At 72.6% G+C, this 17,279-nt stretch carries 12 protein-coding genes and 2 pseudogenes; 8 read left to right on the forward strand and 6 right to left on the reverse strand.

Going from position 1 to position 17,279, the window contains the following annotated elements:
• Positions 1–31: 31 nt before the first annotated feature.
• The 3 genes from ACZ6A9_RS27295 (at position 32) to ACZ6A9_RS27305 (ending at position 5,386) form a co-directional block, all read left to right on the forward strand.
• Positions 32–1,777, forward strand: a complete 1,746-nt coding sequence (locus ACZ6A9_RS27295; protein ID WP_468990312.1) for a dolichyl-phosphate-mannose--protein mannosyltransferase — start codon at positions 32–34, stop codon at positions 1,775–1,777.
• A gap of 164 nt (positions 1,778–1,941) precedes the next feature.
• Positions 1,942–3,582: a penicillin-binding transpeptidase domain-containing protein gene (locus ACZ6A9_RS27300; RefSeq protein ID WP_468990316.1), complete on the forward strand. Its 1,641-nt coding sequence runs from the start codon at positions 1,942–1,944 to the stop codon at positions 3,580–3,582.
• A gap of 133 nt (positions 3,583–3,715) precedes the next feature.
• Positions 3,716–5,386 (forward strand): penicillin-binding transpeptidase domain-containing protein, encoded by a 1,671-nt coding sequence (locus tag ACZ6A9_RS27305; protein WP_468990319.1) that lies wholly within the window; start codon positions 3,716–3,718, stop codon positions 5,384–5,386.
• A 28-nt stretch (positions 5,387–5,414) separates the two neighbouring features.
• Here the strand turns inward: ACZ6A9_RS27305 and ACZ6A9_RS27310 are convergent, their stop codons facing one another.
• A complete protein-coding gene (locus ACZ6A9_RS27310) occupies positions 5,415–5,777 on the reverse strand; it encodes an SsgA family sporulation/cell division regulator (protein WP_468990323.1) in 363 nt (120 codons plus the stop codon).
• 319 nt (positions 5,778–6,096) lie between these two features.
• Between ACZ6A9_RS27310 and ACZ6A9_RS27315 the strand changes: the two genes are divergently transcribed.
• The gene (locus ACZ6A9_RS27315; protein WP_468990325.1) at positions 6,097–7,263 is read left to right on the forward strand and encodes a serine hydrolase domain-containing protein; all 1,167 of its coding nucleotides are present in this window, start codon (positions 6,097–6,099) and stop codon (positions 7,261–7,263) included.
• A gap of 59 nt (positions 7,264–7,322) precedes the next feature.
• Here ACZ6A9_RS27315 and ACZ6A9_RS27320 read toward each other — a convergent pair whose 3' ends face one another.
• Positions 7,323–8,075 carry a sulfite exporter TauE/SafE family protein gene (locus tag ACZ6A9_RS27320; protein WP_468990328.1) on the reverse strand — a complete coding sequence of 251 codons (753 nt, stop codon included), beginning with the start codon at positions 8,073–8,075 and terminating at the stop codon, positions 7,323–7,325.
• A gap of 178 nt (positions 8,076–8,253) precedes the next feature.
• Here ACZ6A9_RS27320 and ACZ6A9_RS27325 point away from each other — a divergent pair, with 178 nt between their 5' ends.
• Positions 8,254–9,156, forward strand: a complete 903-nt coding sequence (locus tag ACZ6A9_RS27325) for a LysR family transcriptional regulator (protein WP_468990330.1) — start codon at positions 8,254–8,256, stop codon at positions 9,154–9,156.
• 177 nt (positions 9,157–9,333) lie between these two features.
• On the opposite strand, the gene ACZ6A9_RS27330 is transcribed toward ACZ6A9_RS27325, so the two are convergent.
• Positions 9,334–9,609 (reverse strand): DUF1876 domain-containing protein, encoded by a 276-nt coding sequence (locus tag ACZ6A9_RS27330; protein WP_228969969.1) that lies wholly within the window; start codon positions 9,607–9,609, stop codon positions 9,334–9,336.
• Between the two features lie 91 nt (positions 9,610–9,700).
• Positions 9,701–10,286 (reverse strand): annotated as a pseudogene (locus ACZ6A9_RS27335) (EamA family transporter); the annotation flags it as partial.
• Here ACZ6A9_RS27335 and ACZ6A9_RS27340 point away from each other — a divergent pair.
• Together ACZ6A9_RS27340 and ACZ6A9_RS27345 are read left to right on the forward strand one after the other, a co-directional pair.
• Positions 10,275–10,406 (forward strand): annotated as a pseudogene (locus ACZ6A9_RS27340) (type II toxin-antitoxin system prevent-host-death family antitoxin); the annotation flags it as partial. The pseudogenes ACZ6A9_RS27335 and ACZ6A9_RS27340 overlap by 12 nt on opposite strands.
• The gene (locus ACZ6A9_RS27345) at positions 10,399–10,686 is read left to right on the forward strand and encodes a type II toxin-antitoxin system RelE family toxin (RefSeq protein WP_468990336.1); all 288 of its coding nucleotides are present in this window, start codon (positions 10,399–10,401) and stop codon (positions 10,684–10,686) included. The pseudogene ACZ6A9_RS27340 and the gene ACZ6A9_RS27345, both read left to right, overlap by 8 nt.
• A 106-nt stretch (positions 10,687–10,792) precedes the next feature.
• Here the strand turns inward: ACZ6A9_RS27345 and ACZ6A9_RS27350 are convergent, their stop codons facing one another.
• Both ACZ6A9_RS27350 and ACZ6A9_RS27355 read right to left on the reverse strand, forming a co-directional pair.
• Positions 10,793–13,006: an MMPL family transporter gene (locus tag ACZ6A9_RS27350; protein ID WP_468990338.1), complete on the reverse strand. Its 2,214-nt coding sequence runs from the start codon at positions 13,004–13,006 to the stop codon at positions 10,793–10,795.
• 116 nt (positions 13,007–13,122) lie between these two features.
• Positions 13,123–13,722: a TetR/AcrR family transcriptional regulator gene (locus ACZ6A9_RS27355; RefSeq protein WP_468990341.1), complete on the reverse strand. Its 600-nt coding sequence runs from the start codon at positions 13,720–13,722 to the stop codon at positions 13,123–13,125.
• Between the two features lie 172 nt (positions 13,723–13,894).
• On the opposite strand from ACZ6A9_RS27355, the gene ACZ6A9_RS27360 reads away from it, so the two are divergent.
• Complete coding sequence (locus ACZ6A9_RS27360; protein WP_468990343.1) at positions 13,895–17,215, forward strand: S41 family peptidase; 3,321 nt, start codon at positions 13,895–13,897, stop codon at positions 17,213–17,215.
• Positions 17,216–17,279 lie beyond the last annotated feature (64 nt).

Consider the following 17,279-nt stretch of genomic DNA (forward strand, 5'->3'; position numbering starts at 1 on the left):
CTCACACAGCGCTGTTCCCTACGATGGCGCGGTGACCAGTACCGCGTCCTCCACGGACACCCGTCAGGAGCAGTCGCCGTTCGAGCAGCGGCAGACGTGGCAGCAGCGGCTGCGTCGGTTCGGCTACCGGGCCTCGGACCCCAGAGGCGACGTCCGTGACCGTCTGGTCCCGCCGTACACCCGGCCCTCGGGCCGGCTGTGGTCGACGCTGGGGGTGCCGCCGCTGCCGGCGAAGCGCCTCACGCGCTGGTCGGCGTGGGGCGGTCCGCTGCTGGTGACGCTGCTGGCGGGGGTGCTGCGGTTCTGGAACCTGGGCAGCCCGAAGGCGGTGATATTCGACGAGACGTACTACGCCAAGGACGCGTGGGCGATCGTCCACCGCGGCTTCGAGGTCAACTGGGACAAGAACGCCAACAGTCTGATTCTGAACTCGGGCGGCGACGTCCCGATCCCCACCGATGCCGCGTACGTGGTGCATCCGCCGGTCGGGAAGTACGTCATCGGGCTGGGCGAGCTGATGTTCGGCTTCGACCCGTTCGGCTGGCGGTTCATGACCGCGCTGCTGGGCACGCTGTCCGTGCTGATGCTGTGCCGGATCGGCCGGCGCCTGTTCCGTTCGACGTTCCTCGGCTGTCTCGCGGGCGCGCTGATGGCGGTGGACGGGCTGCACTTCGTGATGAGCCGAACCGCGCTCCTCGACGGTGTGCTGATGTTCTTCGTGCTGGCGGCGTTCGGCTGCCTGCTGATCGACCGGGACCGGGCGCGGGCGAAACTGGCCGCCGCGCTGCCGGTGGACGCCGACGGGCGGGCCCGGCCCGACGCGGAGACCGCCGAGAACACCCGGATCGGGCCCCGGCCCTGGCGGCTGGCGGCGGGCCTGATGCTGGGCCTGGCGATCGGCACCAAGTGGAACGCGCTGTACATCATGGCGGCGTTCTGCGTGATGGCGGTGCTGTGGGACGTCGGCGCACGCCGGGTCGCCGGCGCCCGGCGCCCCCGGGTGGCGGTGCTCAAGCGCGACCTGGGCTGGGCCTTCCTGTCCACGGTGCCGGTCGCGGTGGTCACCTACTTCGCCTCCTGGATCGGCTGGATCCTCTCCCCGTCCGACGGCAGCGGCGGCTACTACCGCGACTGGGCGACCCGGGACGGACGCGACAGCGACTGGTCCTGGCTCTTCCCCGACTGGTGGCGCAGCCTGTGGCACTACGAGACCCAGGTATACGACTTCCACGTCGGCCTGTCGTCGCCGCACACCTACGAGTCCAACCCGTGGAGCTGGATCGTCACGGGCCGCCCGGTGTCGTACTTCTACGAGTCCCCGGCCCCTGGCGCGGACGGCTGCCCCGTCGACGCGGGCGAGAAGTGCGCCCAGGAGGTCCTCGCCATCGGCACCCCGATGCTGTGGTGGGTGGGCTGCTTCGCGCTGCTGTACGTGCTGTGGCGGTGGTTCTTCCGCCGCGACTGGCGCGCGGGCGCCATCGCCTGCGGCATCGCGGCCGGCTACGTCCCCTGGTTCCTCTACCAGGAACGCACGATCTTCTTCTTCTACGCCATCGTCTTCCTTCCCTTCCTCTGCCTGGCCGTCGCGATGCTCCTGGGCGCACTCGTCGGCCCACCCCGCTCCAGCGACACCCGCCGCGTCGCGGGCGCCACGGCAGCGGGCGTCCTGACCCTCCTGATCGCCTGGAACTTCATCTACTTCTGGCCCATCTTCACCGGCACCCCCATCCCGATCGACGACTGGCGGGCGCGGATGTGGCTGGATACGTGGGTGTAGGGGCGGGCCGGCGGCTGGATCGGGGTGGGTTGGGTCTCCGTTGGGACAACAAACGGAAACAGCCGTCCCGGTCGGCTCCGGCAGCGCATAGGGTGCTCACGCGCCGGGCTTTCTGAACACGTTCAGAAGGCGTGGGGGTCCGGCACGGGGAGGGGGATCGCCCGATGGGCAAGGGGGTCAAGGTCGCCGTCGTCGGTGGGGTGTTCGCCGTGATGGTGGGCGGCGCGGGGTACGGGGCGTTCAACCTCGTGTCGGCCGTGAACGGCGGCGGGGGTGGCGGGGCGGCGGAGACGAGGAAGTCGGGGCCGCCGGACCGGGACGAGGTCAGGAAGACGGCCGAGGCGTTCTTCGGGGCGTGGGAGAAGGGGCAGCCGGAGCAGGCGGCGTCGTACACGAACGACGCGCAGGCGGCCGGCGGGCTGCTCGCGGGGTACGGCGAGGAGGCGCACATCGGCGGCGTCGAAATCACGCCGGGCACGGCCACCGGCACCAGCGTTCCGTTCACCGTGAAGGCGACCGTCTCCTACGGGGGGAAGTCGAAGCCGCTGAGCTACGCCGGTGAACTGACCGTGGTGCGGGGGGAGACCACCGGGCGGGCGCTGGTCGACTGGAAGCCGTCCGTGGTGCACCCGGACCTGAAGGAGGGCGACACGCTCGTCACCGGGGAGTCGGCGCAGCCGCCCATCGAGGCCGTGGGCCGCGACGGTTCGGTGCTGACGAAGGAGAAGTTCCCCTCGCTCGGCCCGGTCCTGGACACCCTTCGCCAGAAGTACGGCGCGCAGGCGGGCGGCACCCCGGGTGTCGAACTCGTGGTCCGGCACGCGGAGTCGGCGACCGGAGAGGCCTCCGCGGACACTCCGTTGCTGACGCTCGCCGAGGGGGAGCCGGGGAAGCTGCGCACCACCCTCAGTGCCCGGGTGCAGGCGGCGGCCGAGAAGGCGGTGGGGAAGTTCGCGGAGTCGTCGGTGGTGGCGGTGAAGCCGAGCACCGGTGAGGTGCTCGCGGTGGCCAACCACCGTGCGGACGGCTTCAACGCGGCGTTCCAGGGCAAGGTCGCCCCCGGCTCCACCATGAAGATCATCACCGCGGCGATGCTCATCGACAACGGCGTGACGTCGATGAACGGCCCGGCCCCCTGTCCGCCGAGCGCGGTGTGGCAGAGCCAGACCTTCAAGAACCTCGACGGCATGGACCCCGACGAGGGTGCCACGCTCGCCGACAGCTTCCGGCGCTCCTGCAACACGGCCTTCATCAAGCTCGTCGACGAGCAGCCGCTCACCGCGGAGTCCCTCACCCGGGAGGCGGGGGAGCGGTTCGGGCTGGGCCGGAACGACTGGAAGACCGGCATCGCCTCCTTCGACGGCAGCGTTCCCGCCGTCGAGGGCCCCGACCGGGCGGCGAACGCCATCGGGCAGGGCCAGGTGCAGATGAACCCGCTGAACATGGCCTCGGTGACGGCCACCGCCATCACCGGCGCCTTCCGCCAGCCCTACCTCGTCTCCCCGGAGCTCGACGACCGGCAGCTGGCGCGGGCCAAGGGCCTCCCGGCGGGCACGGCCGCCCAGTTGAAGCGGATGATGCGGCTCACCGCCACGCAGGGCACCGCACGGGAGGCCATGGCCGGCCTCGGCGGCGACATCGGCGCGAAGACGGGTTCCGCGGAGGTCGACGGCAACGCCACGTCGGACAGCTGGTTCACCGGCTTCCGGGGTGATGTCGCGGCGGCGGCCATGGCCCAGCAGGGCGGCCACGGCGGCGACGCGGCCGGTCCGATTGTCGCAGCCGTGCTACGAGCGGGCAGCTGATCACACCGGGGGGTTGACGGGACTCTAGGGTGGGGTGCGTCGCGGCGCACCGAAGCGCCCAGGGGGGACACGAGCGCCACACGAGCCACGCGGGAGACGGGTGACCCGGCGGGGCAGCGGAGGAACGGAACCAGTGGGGAACAGAGTGCGCGCAGCCGGTGAGGGGCGGAAGACGAGGCCGGCCGTGATCGGCGCGGTGATCGCCGTGGTCGTCGGCGGCGGTGGCTTCGGCGCCTACGCGCTGCTCGGGGGCGGTACGGGCGCCGAGGACGGCACCCGGACGGCCGCCGCGCAGGAGGAGGTCAGGACGGGACCGCTGTCCGCCGCCGAGGTCACCACCGCCGCCGAGCGCTTCCTCACCGCCTGGGGCGCCGGGAAGGTGTCCGAGGCCGCCGCCGCCACCAACGACCCCGCGGCCGCCACCGCCCTGCTGACCGCCCATGCCAAGGACGCCCGGGTCGAGGACCTCACCCTCACCCCGGGCACCGCCGCCGGCGACACCGTCCCCTTCTCGCTGAAGGGCACGGTGTCGTACGAGGACACCGTGAAGCCGCTGGCGTACGACAGCGCGCTGACGGTGGTGCGCCGGGCCGGGGACGGTGAGCCGCAGGTCGAGTGGCAGCCGTCCGTCGTGCATCCCGATCTCAAGGAGGGCGACCGGCTCGTCACCGGTGAGGCGGGCACCCCGCCGGTGAAGGCGCTGGACCGGGACGGCGGCGAACTGACCCCCGAGCAGTACCCGTCCCTCGGGTCGGTGCTGGACGGGCTGCGGGAGAAGTACGGGAAGAAGGCGGGCGGCGAGGCCGGCGTCGAGCTGCGGATCGTGCGCGGCGAGGCGTCGGAGAAGGCGAAGCTGTCCGACAAGACGCTGCTGGAGCTGAGCCAGGGCACGCCGGGCACCGTGCGGACGACGCTCGACCCGTCGCTCCAGGCCGCCGCGGAGGCGCAGGTGGCGGCGAGGAAGCGGGCGTCGGTGGTGGCGCTGCGTCCGTCGACCGGCGAGATACTCGCGGTGGCGAACTCCTCGCGTGGTTTCAACACCGCCCTCCAGGGGTCGCTGGCCCCGGGCTCCACGATGAAGGTGGTCACCGCCTCGATGCTGATCGAGAAGGGGCTCGCCTCGATGGACGAGAAGCATCCGTGCCCGAAGTTCTTCAGCTACGGCGGCTGGAAGTTCCAGAACCTCGACGAGTTCGAGATCAAGGGCGGTACGTTCCGGGCGAGTTTCGCCCGCTCCTGCAACACCGCCTTCATCAGCCAGGCGCCCCAGCTGGAGAACGACGACCTGACCGAGCACACCCAGCAGGTGTTCGGCCTGGGGAAGAACGACTGGCAGGTCGGTGTGCCGACCTTCGACGGCGCGGTGCCGGTGCAGAAGGACGCGCCGATGGGGGCGTCCCTGATCGGCCAGGGCGGGGTCCGGATGAACCCGCTGAACATGGCGTCGGTGTCGGCGACGGTCAAGGCGGGCGTCTTCCACCAGCCGTACCTGGTCTCCCCCGAGGTCGACGGGCGCAAGCTGGCGACGGCCTCGCGCACCCTGTCTCCCGGCGCGCTGGCGCAGCTGCGGGAGCTGATGGCGTACACGGCGACGTCCGGCACGGCGGCGGAGGCGATGGCCGGGGTGAGCGGCGACAAGGGCGCGAAGACCGGGTCGGCCGAGGTCGACGGCCAGAAGAAGCCCAACGGCTGGTTCACCGCGTACCGGGGCGACCTGGCCGCCGCCGGTGTGGTGCAGGCGGGTGGGCACGGCGGCAAGACGGCCGGGCCGATGGTGGCGGCGCTGCTGAAGGCCGGCGGCTGAGCGACCGGCCGTGGCGGCGGCCGGAGGGTCAGTGCGGGACGGGTTGCGCGGCGGCGACGTGGGTGCGGCGCAGGAACCGCGTCAGGGTCTTGGTCTCGAACTCCACGACCGACACGCCCTGCGGGCTGTGGAACTCCACCACGGCCTGCACCCGGCCGCACGGCCACACCCGTATGCCGCCGTCGGTCACGGGGGCGCGCAGGCCCCGCTCCAGCAGCTCCCGCTCCACGGACCACTCGCGGGGCACGGCGCCGGGCAGCCGCACCCGTACGCACCGGGGGTCGTTCTCGGTGTCGTACCGCAGCACCACGGGGACGGCCCCGCCGTTCTCCAGCCGGGGATCGGCATCCGTGACGATGTGGACGCGCGCGTACTGCTCGACTACGGACATCCGTGGGCCCCTTACGCTGAGTGACGGTGCACCGAAGACGTGCATATCGTGTACCCACTGTCCGTTCCATCGTGCACCCGTTTCGGAACCCGCGCTTCCGAGTGGCGAACGGCACAGGCCCCGACCGGCGTCTCCGGGCGGACGGGCGAGCAGCGAGGGCGTCGGCCCGCGCCCGGTACCGGCCGCGCCCGCGCGTTCGTAACGATTGCGCGGGGCCTCGCCCGCCCAGGAATCGCAGGCGGGCGGGCGCTGTTGGATGCGATGTCACGAAGGGTGGCGCAGACGTGCGCCACCGGGGAGCGGAAGGACCGACAGGGACGTGGACGTCGACGTGCACGGCACAGTGGCCGAGGGTTTCGAGCCGGTCCGGGAGGCGTTCGCGCGCAACTTCGGCCGGCTCGGCGACCGGGGCGCGGCCGTCGCCGTGTACCGGGACGGGCGCCGGGTCGTCGACCTGTGGGCGGGGGTGAAGGACGTCGACGGCACCGCGCCCTGGCAGCGGGACACCGCGCAGGTGGTGCGCTCGGCGACCAAGGGCGTCGCCGCCGCCGTCCTCCTGATGCTGCACGGGCGCGGCGAGCTGGACCTGGACGCGCCGGTCGCCGCGTACTGGCCGGAGTTCAAGGCGCACGGCAAGGAACGGCTGCTGGTGCGGCACGTGTTGAACCACCGCGCCGGGCTGCCGGTCCTGGACGAGCCGCTCACCCCGGCCGAGGCGGCCGACCCGCAGCGGTCCGCCGCGGCGGTCGCCGCCCAGGCGCCCGTGTGGGAGCCGGGCACGGACCACGGCTACCACGCCCTGACCTACGGCTGGCTGCTCGACGAACTGGTGCGGCGCGTGACCGGCCGGGGATCGGGTGAGTGGATCGCGTCGGAGATCGCCGGCCCGCTGGGACTGGACCTGTGGGTGGGACTGCCGGGGGCGCAGGCCCACCGGGTCGGCACGGTCGGCCGGATCGAGGGACCCGAGCCGTCCGGCGCGCTCCGCGCCCGCCCCAAGCGTTCGGTCAGCGACGCCTACGCCGACCCCGCCTCGCTGACCCGCCGCGCCTTCGCCGCGATCAGCCCCTTCCCGGACCAGAACGACCCGGTGTTCCGCGCCGCCGCCCTGCCCGCCGCGAACGGGGTCACGACGGCGGACGCACTGGCCCGCTTCTACGCGGCACTCATCGGCCCCGTCGACGGCGTCCGCCTCCTCGACGCGGCCGGCGTCGCCCGCGCCCGCGCCGAGGAGTCGGCGGGTCCCGACCGGGTCCTGGTCGTCGGCACCCGCTTCGGGCTCGGCTACATGCTGCACGGCAGCGCCTCCCCGTACCTGGCCGCCGGGTCCTTCGGCCATCCGGGCCGCGGCGGCTCCCTCGGTTTCGCCGACCCGGAGTCGGGCGTCGCCTTCGGCTACGTCACCAACGGGTTCCGCAGGACGGTGACGGCGGATCCCCGGGCCCAGGCGCTGATACGGGCGGTGCGAAAGGCCCTGGGGAACTAGACCGTTCGGCGCTTGCCCGTGCCGTCGCGCGGAACGCCGTACGCCCGGCCGGCCGGTTCTCACACGGTCACGGCCACGGAGGCGATCACGCCGATGGTGACGATGAGGCCGCGCAGGACGCCCGGCGGCAGACGGCGCCCCAGCCTGGCTCCGGTGAAGCCGCCGACGACGGATCCGAGGCCGATCACGCCCGCCACCGCCCAGTCGACCTCCGTCACCGCGATGAAGACGACGGCGGCGATGCCGTTGACCAGGGCGGCGAGGTAGTTCTTGAGGGCGTTCAGCCGCTGGAGGCCGTCGGGCAGGAACGTGCCGAGCAGGCCCATGAGCAGTACGCCCTGGGCCGCGCCGAAGTAGCCGCCGTACACGCTCGTCCCGAGCACCCCGACCGCCACCGGCAGCACGCTCTCCCCCTCGGGGTGGCTGCCGCGCCGCCGGATCCACTTCCCGAGCCGGGGCTGGAGGAGCACGAGCACGCAGGCGAGCAGGATGAGCACCGGGATGGCGGCACGGAACGTGTCGGCCGGCAGCTTCAGAAGGAGGAGCGCGCCGATGAGCCCACCGCAGAGGGCGACGGCACCGAGCCTGATCATCCTCGTCCGCTGTCCCGCGAGTTCGGCGCGGTAGCCGTAGGCCGCGCTGAGGACGCCCGGGACGAGCCCGATGGTGTTGCAGACGTTCGCCAGGACGGGCGGGTATCCGAAGGCGAGCAGCGTGGGGAAGGTGATCAGGGTTCCGGAACCGACTACGGCGTTGATGCCTCCCGCCGCGACGGCCGCGGCCGCGACGGCCACTGTTTCGAGAGCGTGCACGGGTCGCCTTCCAGGCGTGGCTCACCGCCGGGACGCGACGGGTCCCGGCAGGGTGAGCAGGGTCGGAGAGGTGAGGGTCGGCACCCGTCGCGGGCCCTAAGAAGATCGTGACCTGCCCCAACTCCCAAGTCAATCCTCGGGTTTACTTGGTTCCCTCCAAGCTGTAGCTTGCCCGCCCATGACCCTCGACGACCTCCGCGTCTTCGTCGCCGTCTGCCGTACCGGCAGCCTGAGCGCCGTCGCCCGTGACCTGTCCTGCACGCAGTCCGCGGTGAGCCAGCACATCAGGCGTCTCGAGCGCGAGACCGGCATCGCCCTGCTGGAGCGCCATCCGCGCGGCGTGGTACCGACGCCGGCGGGGCAGCTCCTGCACGGTGCGGCAGCGGACGGTCTGGGCGACATCGACCACGCCCTGCGCCGGCTGCGGGACCTGGTGCGCGGCGAGGCGGGCTCCGTGCGCGTCACCACCGGCGCCACCACGGTCCGCCACTTCATGTCCGAGGCCGTCGTCGCCTTCCGCCGCCGACACCCCGGGGTGAGCCTGGAGTTCCGGACCGCGCACTCCAGCCGCAGCTGCTTCGACGCCCTCCTCGCCGGCGGACTCGACATCGCCTGGATCACCCTGGGCGAGCCGGTCCGCGGAATCGAGCAACGGCCCGTCGTCGGACTGCCGTGGGTCCTCGCCACCTCCGCGGACGACCCGTTGGCCGCGAAGTCCCGTATCGGCATCGCCGACCTGGCCGACATATGCCTGATCGGGCTGCCCGAGAACGCCACGTCCCGCTCCCGGCTGGACACCTGGTTCGCGGCGTCCGGCATCGAGCCGGCCTCGGACACCAGCGTCGCCGACTGGGACACCGCGATCCTGCTGGCCGAACTCGGCCTGGGCCACGCCCTGGTCCCCGACCTGCCCGGCTGGCACGGCCCGGCCCACCCCCGTCTGCGGCTGATCCCCGTCCCGGACCTCCCCACCCTCTGGACGGGCTGGGCCGTACGCCGCTGGGACGCACTGCCCCCGCTCGCGCGGACCTTCGCCGACACGGTGGAGGAGAGCTGCGGCGAGGTCTTCCGCACCGGGTGAACGTCACCCGGGAGGTGACCCTGCCGGGGGGAGGTCCGTGGATCACCCTGCGGATCGTGACCCCGTGACCCCGTGACACCGGCACGGCGCCGGGGGAGGGCGGCCGGGCGGCCCACGCCCCCGGACCGCCCGCCGGTCTCGACGGAGGTGGAACCCGTTCCGGTGCTCCCCCGGGTTCTACATGTGGATGGGGTGCGAGGTCCGCCCCGACGCGTCGTCGATCTCGCCGTGCGCTTTGGTCAGCATCTGCATGGCGAGTTCGTTCAGCGCCCGCGCACCGGCGATCTCCTCCCCGACCCGGGGCTGATTCGCGTCGGTGTGGTGGCGGCTGGCGTGCCCGTTCGCGCGTACTTCGGTCCCGTCGGGCAGCCGGACCAGAGCGGCCGCACGCGTGCGCTGGTCGTCCTCCTTGAACTCCAGCTCCACATGCCATCCCACTGCGGTGTGCGTCATGACGATCACCTCCGGAATTCCTCTCCCTCCAGGGTGCTCCCTCCCCCGAACGGCCGCACCCGCACCCGCACGTGCACCGTCCGCCCTCACCTCACCCCGCGCGCAGCATCAGCCCGATCCCGACGACGAGCAGCCCGGCCGCCGCGATCAAGCGGCGCACCGAACCGCTCCTTGAAGAACACCGCCCCGATGACGGCGCCGACGATGATCGACGACTCGCGCAGGGCCGCGACGGGGGCGAGGGCGGCGCGGGTCTGGGCCCACAGGACGAGCCCGTACGCGAAGACGGACAGGGCGGCACCGAGGAGTCCGAGTCCGGCGTGCGGCCGCAGGCGGGCTGCCGCGGCGCCCCGCCGGCGCCAGAGGGCGTAGGCCGGGATCACCGCGCCCTGGACGGCCATCAGCCAGGCGACGTAGCCGAGGGACGAGCCGGAGGCGCGCACGCCGAGCCCGTCGACGACGGTGTAGACGGCGATGGCCAGGCCGGTGGCGAGGGCCGCCCCGATCGCCGCCCAGTCGGGCCGGTGTCCGCGCAGTCCCCACAGGGCGACGCCGCTCAGGCCCGCGCAGGACAGGGCGATCCCGGCGGTGGCCCAGCCGTTTGGCACCTCGTGGGCGAACACGGCGGCCAGCACGCTGACGACCAGCGGCGCGCTGCCCCGGGCGAGGTCCTCCGCAGGTACCGGGAGTGGGAGGAGCGCGAGATCAACCGGATCATCGACGAGCGGATGGCGAGCGCGGCAGCCGGCATCCCGATCGAGGACGTCATGAGGGAAACGCTGGAGCGCGGTGCGTAACCAGTACCGCACAGTCTTCCGGCCGGAGGCTCAGGCGGAGCTTCGTAAGATCCCGAAGGACATGGCGCTCCGGGTCCTGGTCAAGCTCACGGAGCTGGAGACCGATCCGCTCGGCTTCCCCACCACGGCGCTCGGCTTCCCCACCACGGCGCTCGTCTCCCGACCGGACAGGCGCCGCCTCCGTGTCGGCGACCACCGCGTCATCTACACCGTCGGCAACGGGCAGTTGACGGTCTGGGTCGTTCACGTCGGGCACCGCTCCACCGTCTACGAGACCTGACGCGGGGCCCCGGGACTCCCGTGACCCCGCGTCAAGAGAGAAGCCGGTGAGGGCACCCCGTCCCCACGGAGCCCTCACCGGCTGGTTTCTGTGCGCGTCCGGGCCGTCAGACCCGTACGAGCTCCTTGTCCTCGTCCTTCGGATCGCCGTGGGCGCTCAGGGACTCGCCCTCGACGTCCACGTTGGGCAGGGCGCGGTCCAGCCACTTCGGCAGCCACCAGGCCTTCTTGCCGAGCAGGGCCAGCACGGCCGGGACAATCGCCATGCGGACGACGAACGCGTCGAAGAGGACGGCGACGGCGAGGCCGAAGCCGATCATCTTGACCATCGAGTCGCTGGAGCCGATGAAGCCGGCGAACACGGCCATCATGATCACCGCGGCGGCGGTCACCACCCGGGCGCTGTACTTGAAGCCGGTCACCACGGCCTGGCGCGGGTTCTCGCCGTGGACGTAGGCCTCGCGGATCCGGGTCACGAGGAAGACCTCGTAGTCCATGGCCAGTCCGAAGACCACGCCGACCATGAAGATCGGCATCATCGACATGATCGGGCCGGTCTCCTCGACGCCCATCAGGCCGGACAGCCAGCCCCACTGGTAGACCGCGACGACCGCGCCGAGGGCCGCCATCACGGAGAGCAGGAAGCCGAGGGCCGCCTTCAGCGGGACCAGGATCGAGCGGAACACCACGATCAGCAGCAGGAAGGCCAGGCCGACCACGAGCACCAGGTACGGCACCAGCGCGTCGTTGAGCTTCTGCGAGACGTCGATGTTCATCGCGGTCGCGCCGGTGACGAGGACCTCGGCGTCGGTGTCGGCCTTGATGCCGGCGCCGGCGTCGCGGATGTCGTGGACCAGGTCCTCGGTGGTGACGGAGGAGGGCTTGGCGTCGGGGATCACGGTGATCGTCGCCGTGTCACCGGCCTTGTTGGGCTGCGCGGGCGCGACGTTCACGATGTTGTCGAGGCCCTTGATCTCCTCGCCGGCCTGCTGGAACACGGCCTGCGGGTCGTCGCTGTCCTTGGCGTCGACGACGACCACGAGCGGGCCGTTGAAGCCGGGGCCGAAGCCCTCGGAGAGCAGGTCGTAGCCGCGGCGCTGGGTCGTGGACGTCGGCTGCGAACCGTCGTCGGGCAGGCCCAGTTCGAGGGAGGCGGCCGGAATGGCGGCGGCACCCAGGCCGACCACGCCGAGCAGCAGCACGGCCAGCGGGCGGCGCACGACGAAGCTCGCCCAGCGGGTGCCCATGTTGGGGCGCCCCGCCTTCTTCTCGCCGCCCCCGCGGCCACCGCCGAGCAGCTTGCTCTTCTCGCCGGCGGGGCGGACCCGGCGGCCGGCGTAGCCGAGCAGGGCGGGGATCAGGGTGATGGCGATCAGGACCGCGATGGCGACCGTGGCGGCGGCGGCGATGCCCATCTTCGTCAGCATCGGGATGTTGACGACGGACAGGCCGACCAGGGCGATCACGACGGTCAGACCGGCGAAGACCACCGCGGAGCCGGCGGTGCCGACGGCCCGGCCGGCGGCTTCCTCGCGTTCGCGGCCCTCGGCCAGTTCGGCCCGGTAGCGGGAGACGACGAACAGGGCGTAGTCGATGCCGACCGCGAGGCCGATCATCGAGGCCAGGATGGAGGTGGTGGAGCCGAGGTCGAGGGTGCTGGCCAGGGCGGTGATGCTCGCGACGCCGATGCCGACGCCGACGATCGCGGTGAGCAGCGGCAGCCCGGCGGCGAGCAGGGAGCCGAGGGTGATGACGAGGACGATCGCGGCGATGCCGATGCCGATGATCTCGGCGGTGCCCGTCTCGGGGATGGCCTGGAGGGCGTCACCGCCGATCTCGACGGTCAGGCCGGCGTCGCGGGCGTCCTCCGCGGCGGCCTTCAGGGCCTCGCGGGAGGTCTCCTCCAGTTCCATGCCGGAGACCTCGTAGGTCACCGAGGCGTAGGCGATGCTGCCGTTCTGGCTGACGCCGCCACCCTGGTAGGGGTCGGTGACACGGGCGACCTCGGAGCCGCCGGCGAGCGCGTCGACGGTGTCCTGGACGGTCGCCTTGTTGCCGGCGTCGGTCATCTTCTCGCCGTCCGGCGCCTTGAAGACGACGCGTGCGGTCGCCCCGTCGGCGCTGGAGCCGGGGAAGCGCTCCTCCAGCAGGTCGAAGGCCTTCTGGGCCTCGGTGCCGGGGATGGAGAAGGAGGAGTTGCCGGCCGCGGGGGCGCCGGCCGCGCCGACGCCCGCGAGCGCCAGCAGCGCCACCCAGAAGAGGGCTACGAAGTGCCGTCGCCTGAAGGCGAACCGGCCGAGTCGGTAGAGGAAAGTGGCCACGAGGGCGTACTCCCGGTCAGGTCGAGGTTGCTTCGGGGCAGAGGTGATCAGCCCGACGACGTGTGAGCGGTGACGTCAGGTGGTGACTGCCTTGGGTCGGCTGACCTGGGGGACGGTCAGTGAGAGGGCGCGCCGAGGGCGGGGAGGACCACGGCGTCGATGTACGAGGTGAGGAACTCCCGCGTGGGCGGCAGGTCGTCGATCAGCGTCCGCGTGGCGAACGCGCCGACGAGCATGTGCACCATGTAGTCCAGCGCCGGGTTGTCGGGGCGGATCTCGCCCCGGTCGACCGCGCGCCGGATCATCCGCCGGAACTCTTCCATCTCCGGTTCGACCAGGAGTTCCTTGAACGCCCGGCGGAGATCGTCGTTGTGGTGCACCGCCATGGCCAGGGCCCGCATCAGCGCCGCGTTCTGCGCCATGACGCAGTCGTCCTCGCGGCCGATGATGCCGTACAGGTCGCCCCGCAGGGTGCCGGTGTCGATGTCGGCGATGCTGCCGGGCTTCTGGCTGTGCAGGGCTCTGACCACCAGCTCGGCCTTGCCGCCCCACTGGCGGTAGAGGGTGGCCTTGCTGGAGCGGGTGCGGGCGGCCACGGCGTCCATGGTCACGGCGTCGTAGCCGACCTCGCGGAGCAGTTCGAGCACGGCGCCGTACAGCTCGGCCTCGCGCTCGGGGGTGATCCGGCTGCGACGTGCCGTCGCTGTCTCGCTCATTGCGTTCACCCTTCCGCTCCGGCGTCCCCGCGTCGAGAACGACACGGTTTCGTACAGGACGAAGGTACGCCACTCCGCTAACGAAACGAAACGGTTTCGTTCGTGGTGTGCGTCACGGTTGTCGGTCCGGCATAAGTTGCTGCGGTCCGCTCCCCGGAAAAGCATGGGGAGAGTGACCTATCTGCGTCTGCCGCACCTCAAGGACGGCCTGCTGTGCTTCGTGGCCGAGGACGACCTCTGGCTGGCACCGCTCGACGGGCCCGGCCGCGCCTGGCGGCTCACCGTCGACCGCACCAAGCTCGGTCATCCCCGCTTCTCCCCGGACGGCCGGCACATCGCGTACACGAGCTGGCGCAGCCTCGACCCGGAGGTGCACCTCGTCCCGGTGGACGGCGGACCGGGCCGGCGCCTCACCTACTGGGGCAGCTCCGACACCCGGGTCTGCGGCTGGTCACCCCCCGACGACGACGGCCACGCCGAGATCCTCGCCGTCGCCTCGCACGGCGAGCCCTTCTCGTACTTCACCTGGGCCTACAAGCTCGCCTGCGACGGCAGCCCCGGCCGCAAACTGCCCTGGGGCCCGGTCTCCGACATCCAGGTCGCCGACGTCGCCGGGGAGCGCAGGTCCCTGCTGCTCACCGGCACCCCGCCGCACGAACCGGCCTCCTGGAAGCGCTACCGGGGCGGCGCCACGGGCAGGCTGTGGCTGCACGGGCACCGGCTGCTCGACGGCCTCGAGGGCCATCTGCACTCCCCCGTGTTCGCCGGGGGCCGGATCGCCTTCCTCTCCGACCACGAAGGCGTCGGCAACCTCTACTCGTGCGCGTACGACGGCTCCGACCTGCGCCGCCACACCGACCACGACGCCTTCTACGCCCGCCATGCCTCCAGTGACGGCACTCGGGTCGTCTACCAGTGCGCCGGCGACCTGTGGATCGTGGACGACCTGTCCGCGGGCTCCGTCCCGCGCCGGCTCGACGTGCGGCTGCACAGCCCGCGGGCGGGGCGGCGCCCCTACCAGGTGCCGGCCGCCCGGCACCTGGACGGCCTCTCCGTCGACGAGACCGGCCGGGCGAGCGCCGTCGTCGTCCGCGGCAGCCTGTACTGGCTCACCCACCGCGACGGCCCCGCCCGCACCCTCACCGACACGCCGGGCGTACGGGTCCGGCTGCCGGAGATGCTGGGGGCCGGCGGCCGGGTGGCGTACGTGACGGACGCCGAGGGCGAGGACGCCGTCGAGATCGCCTCCCTGCCCCGGGCCACCGGCCAGCGCCCGCCCCGGCGGCTGGCCGCCGGGAAACTGGGGCGGGTGCTGGAGATGGTGGCCGACCCGGACGGGCAGCGGCTGGCCGTCGCCGCCCACGACGGACGGCTGCTCCTGGTCGACACCGGCGAGCCGGAGGCCGGGGACGGAACCGTGAGGGACGCCTCGGGCAGCACCGAGGGGCATGCCTCGGGCGGCACCGCGGGCGGGGAGGAGGGGGAGGTCGTCGAGCTGATCCACTCCGGCAACGGGCCGGTGCGCGACCTCGCCTTCTCCCCCGACGGCGCCTGGCTGGCCTGGTCCCACCCCGTGATCGGGCGGTCCCTGCGGCAGATCAAACTCGCCCGGATCAAGGACCGGCTGGTCCTCGACGTCACAGGCGGCCGCTTCGAGGACGAGAACCCGGTCTTCACCAGCGACGGCCGCTACCTCGCCTTCCTGTCCTGGCGCGGCTTCGACCCGGTGTACGACGTGCACACCGGCGACCTGTCCTTCCCGCTGGGCTGCCGCCCCCATCTGGTGCCGCTGTCGTCGGCGACCCCCTCCCCGTTCGCCCTCACCCCCGAGGGCCGCCCCGCCGCCGGGGGCCTGGACCCGGTCGAGCGGGAGGACGCCGAGGAGGGCGGCACGGTGACCGTCGAGGCGGAGGGCCTGGAAAGCAGGGTCACCCCCTTCCCGGTGGCCGCCTCCAAGTACTCGGGCCTGCACCCGGTCGCCGGCTGCGGTCTGGTGTGGCTGCGCTGGCCCATCTCCGGCGCGCTCGGCGAGACCTTCGTCAACCCCGACGACACCAGCGGCCGGCCCGCCCTGGAACACTTCGCCATCGGCAAGGCCAAGAGGTCCGAACTCGTCGCCGACCTGGACTTCTTCGCGGTCAGCGGCGACGGCACCCGGCTGGTCGTGGTCGACGAGGGCGAACTGCGCGCGGTGCCCGCCACCGAGCCCGGCGACAGCGACTCCACCGTGTGGATCGACGCCCGCCGCATCATGCACGAGGCCGACCCGGCGGCCGAGTGGCGCCAGGCGTACGCGGAGGCCGGGCGGCTGATCCGCGCCTACTTCTGGGAACCGGACATGTGCGGCATCGACTGGGACGCGGTCCTGGACCAGTACCGTCCCCTCGTCGAACGGGTCGCCACCCCCGACGAGTTCGCCGACCTGCTGCGCGAGGTCCTCGGCGAACTCGGCACCTCCCACGCCTACGTCGGCGCCGCCCGCCGCAACGAGGGCCCGCCGCACTACCAGCGCCGCCAGGGCCTGCTCGGCGCCAACCTCGTACCCCGCGAGGAGGGCTGGACCGTCAAGCGGATCCTGCCCGGCGACTCCTCCGACTCCCGCGCCCGCTCCCCGCTGGCCGGCTCCGGCATCCGCGAGGGCGCGGTCCTCACCCACGTCGACGGCCGCCCGGTGAACCCCGTCACGGGCCCCTACCCGCTGCTCGCCGCCGCCGGCGGTACGACCGTGGAGCTGACGTTCCTCCCCGCCGGCGGCGAAGGCCCCGCCCGGCGGGTCGCCGTCGTGCCCCTGGTCGACGAGACGCCGCTGCGCTACCAGGACTGGGTGGCCAAACGCCGCGCGGTCGTCCGGGAGTTGAGCGGCGGCCGCTGCGGTTACCTGCACATCCCCGACATGGGCGGCTCCGGCTGGGCCCAGTTCAACCGCGACGTGCGCATGGAGATGTCCCGGCCCGCGCTGATCGTGGACGTGCGCGGCAACGCCGGCGGGCACATCAGCGAACTCGTCGTCGAGAAACTCACCCGCACCATCATCGGCTGGGACCTCACCCGCAACGCCCAGCCCGTCTCGTACGCCTCCAACGCCCCGCGCGGGCCGGTCGTGGCGCTGGCGGACGAGGCGACCAGCTCCGACGGCGACATGATCACCGCCGCCTTCAGACTGCTCGGCCTGGGGCCCGTGGTGGGCCAGCGCACCTGGGGCGGCGTGGTCGGCATGACCGGCCGGCACCAGCTCGGGGACGGCACGGTGATCACGGTGCCGATGAACGCGGCCTGGTTCGACGCGTACGGCTGGTCGGTGGAGAACAAGGGCGTGGAGCCGGACCTGGAGGCGCTGCGCACCCCGCTGGACTGGGCCGAGGGCCGGTACGCGGTCCTCGACGACGCGGTACGCCTCGCCCTGGAGCAGTTGGAGGCCGAGCCCCCGGCAACTCCACCCGGTTACAAGGATGTTCCCGACCGGTCCCGGCCGAAGCTGCCGCCGCGGCCGTGAGCGCAGGGACGCGGCGGTGACGTGAGAAGGGGCGCCCCCTTCGCCAGGGGCACCCCTTCCGCCT

It is taken from the genome of Streptomyces sp. NPDC041124 (assembly GCF_055592385.1).

Excerpts from the sequence above, each read along its gene's own strand:
- ACZ6A9_RS27300 (WP_468990316.1), top strand. The coding sequence starts at position 1,942 with ATGGGCAAGGGGGTCAAGGTCGCCGTCGTCGGTGGGGTGTTCGCCGTG.
- ACZ6A9_RS27310 (WP_468990323.1), bottom strand. The coding sequence starts at position 5,777 with ATGTCCGTAGTCGAGCAGTACGCGCGCGTCCACATCGTCACGGATGCC.
- ACZ6A9_RS27325 (WP_468990330.1), top strand. The coding sequence starts at position 8,254 with ATGACCCTCGACGACCTCCGCGTCTTCGTCGCCGTCTGCCGTACCGGC.
- ACZ6A9_RS27330 (WP_228969969.1), bottom strand. The coding sequence starts at position 9,609 with ATGACGCACACCGCAGTGGGATGGCATGTGGAGCTGGAGTTCAAGGAG.
- ACZ6A9_RS27355 (WP_468990341.1), bottom strand. The coding sequence starts at position 13,722 with ATGAGCGAGACAGCGACGGCACGTCGCAGCCGGATCACCCCCGAGCGC.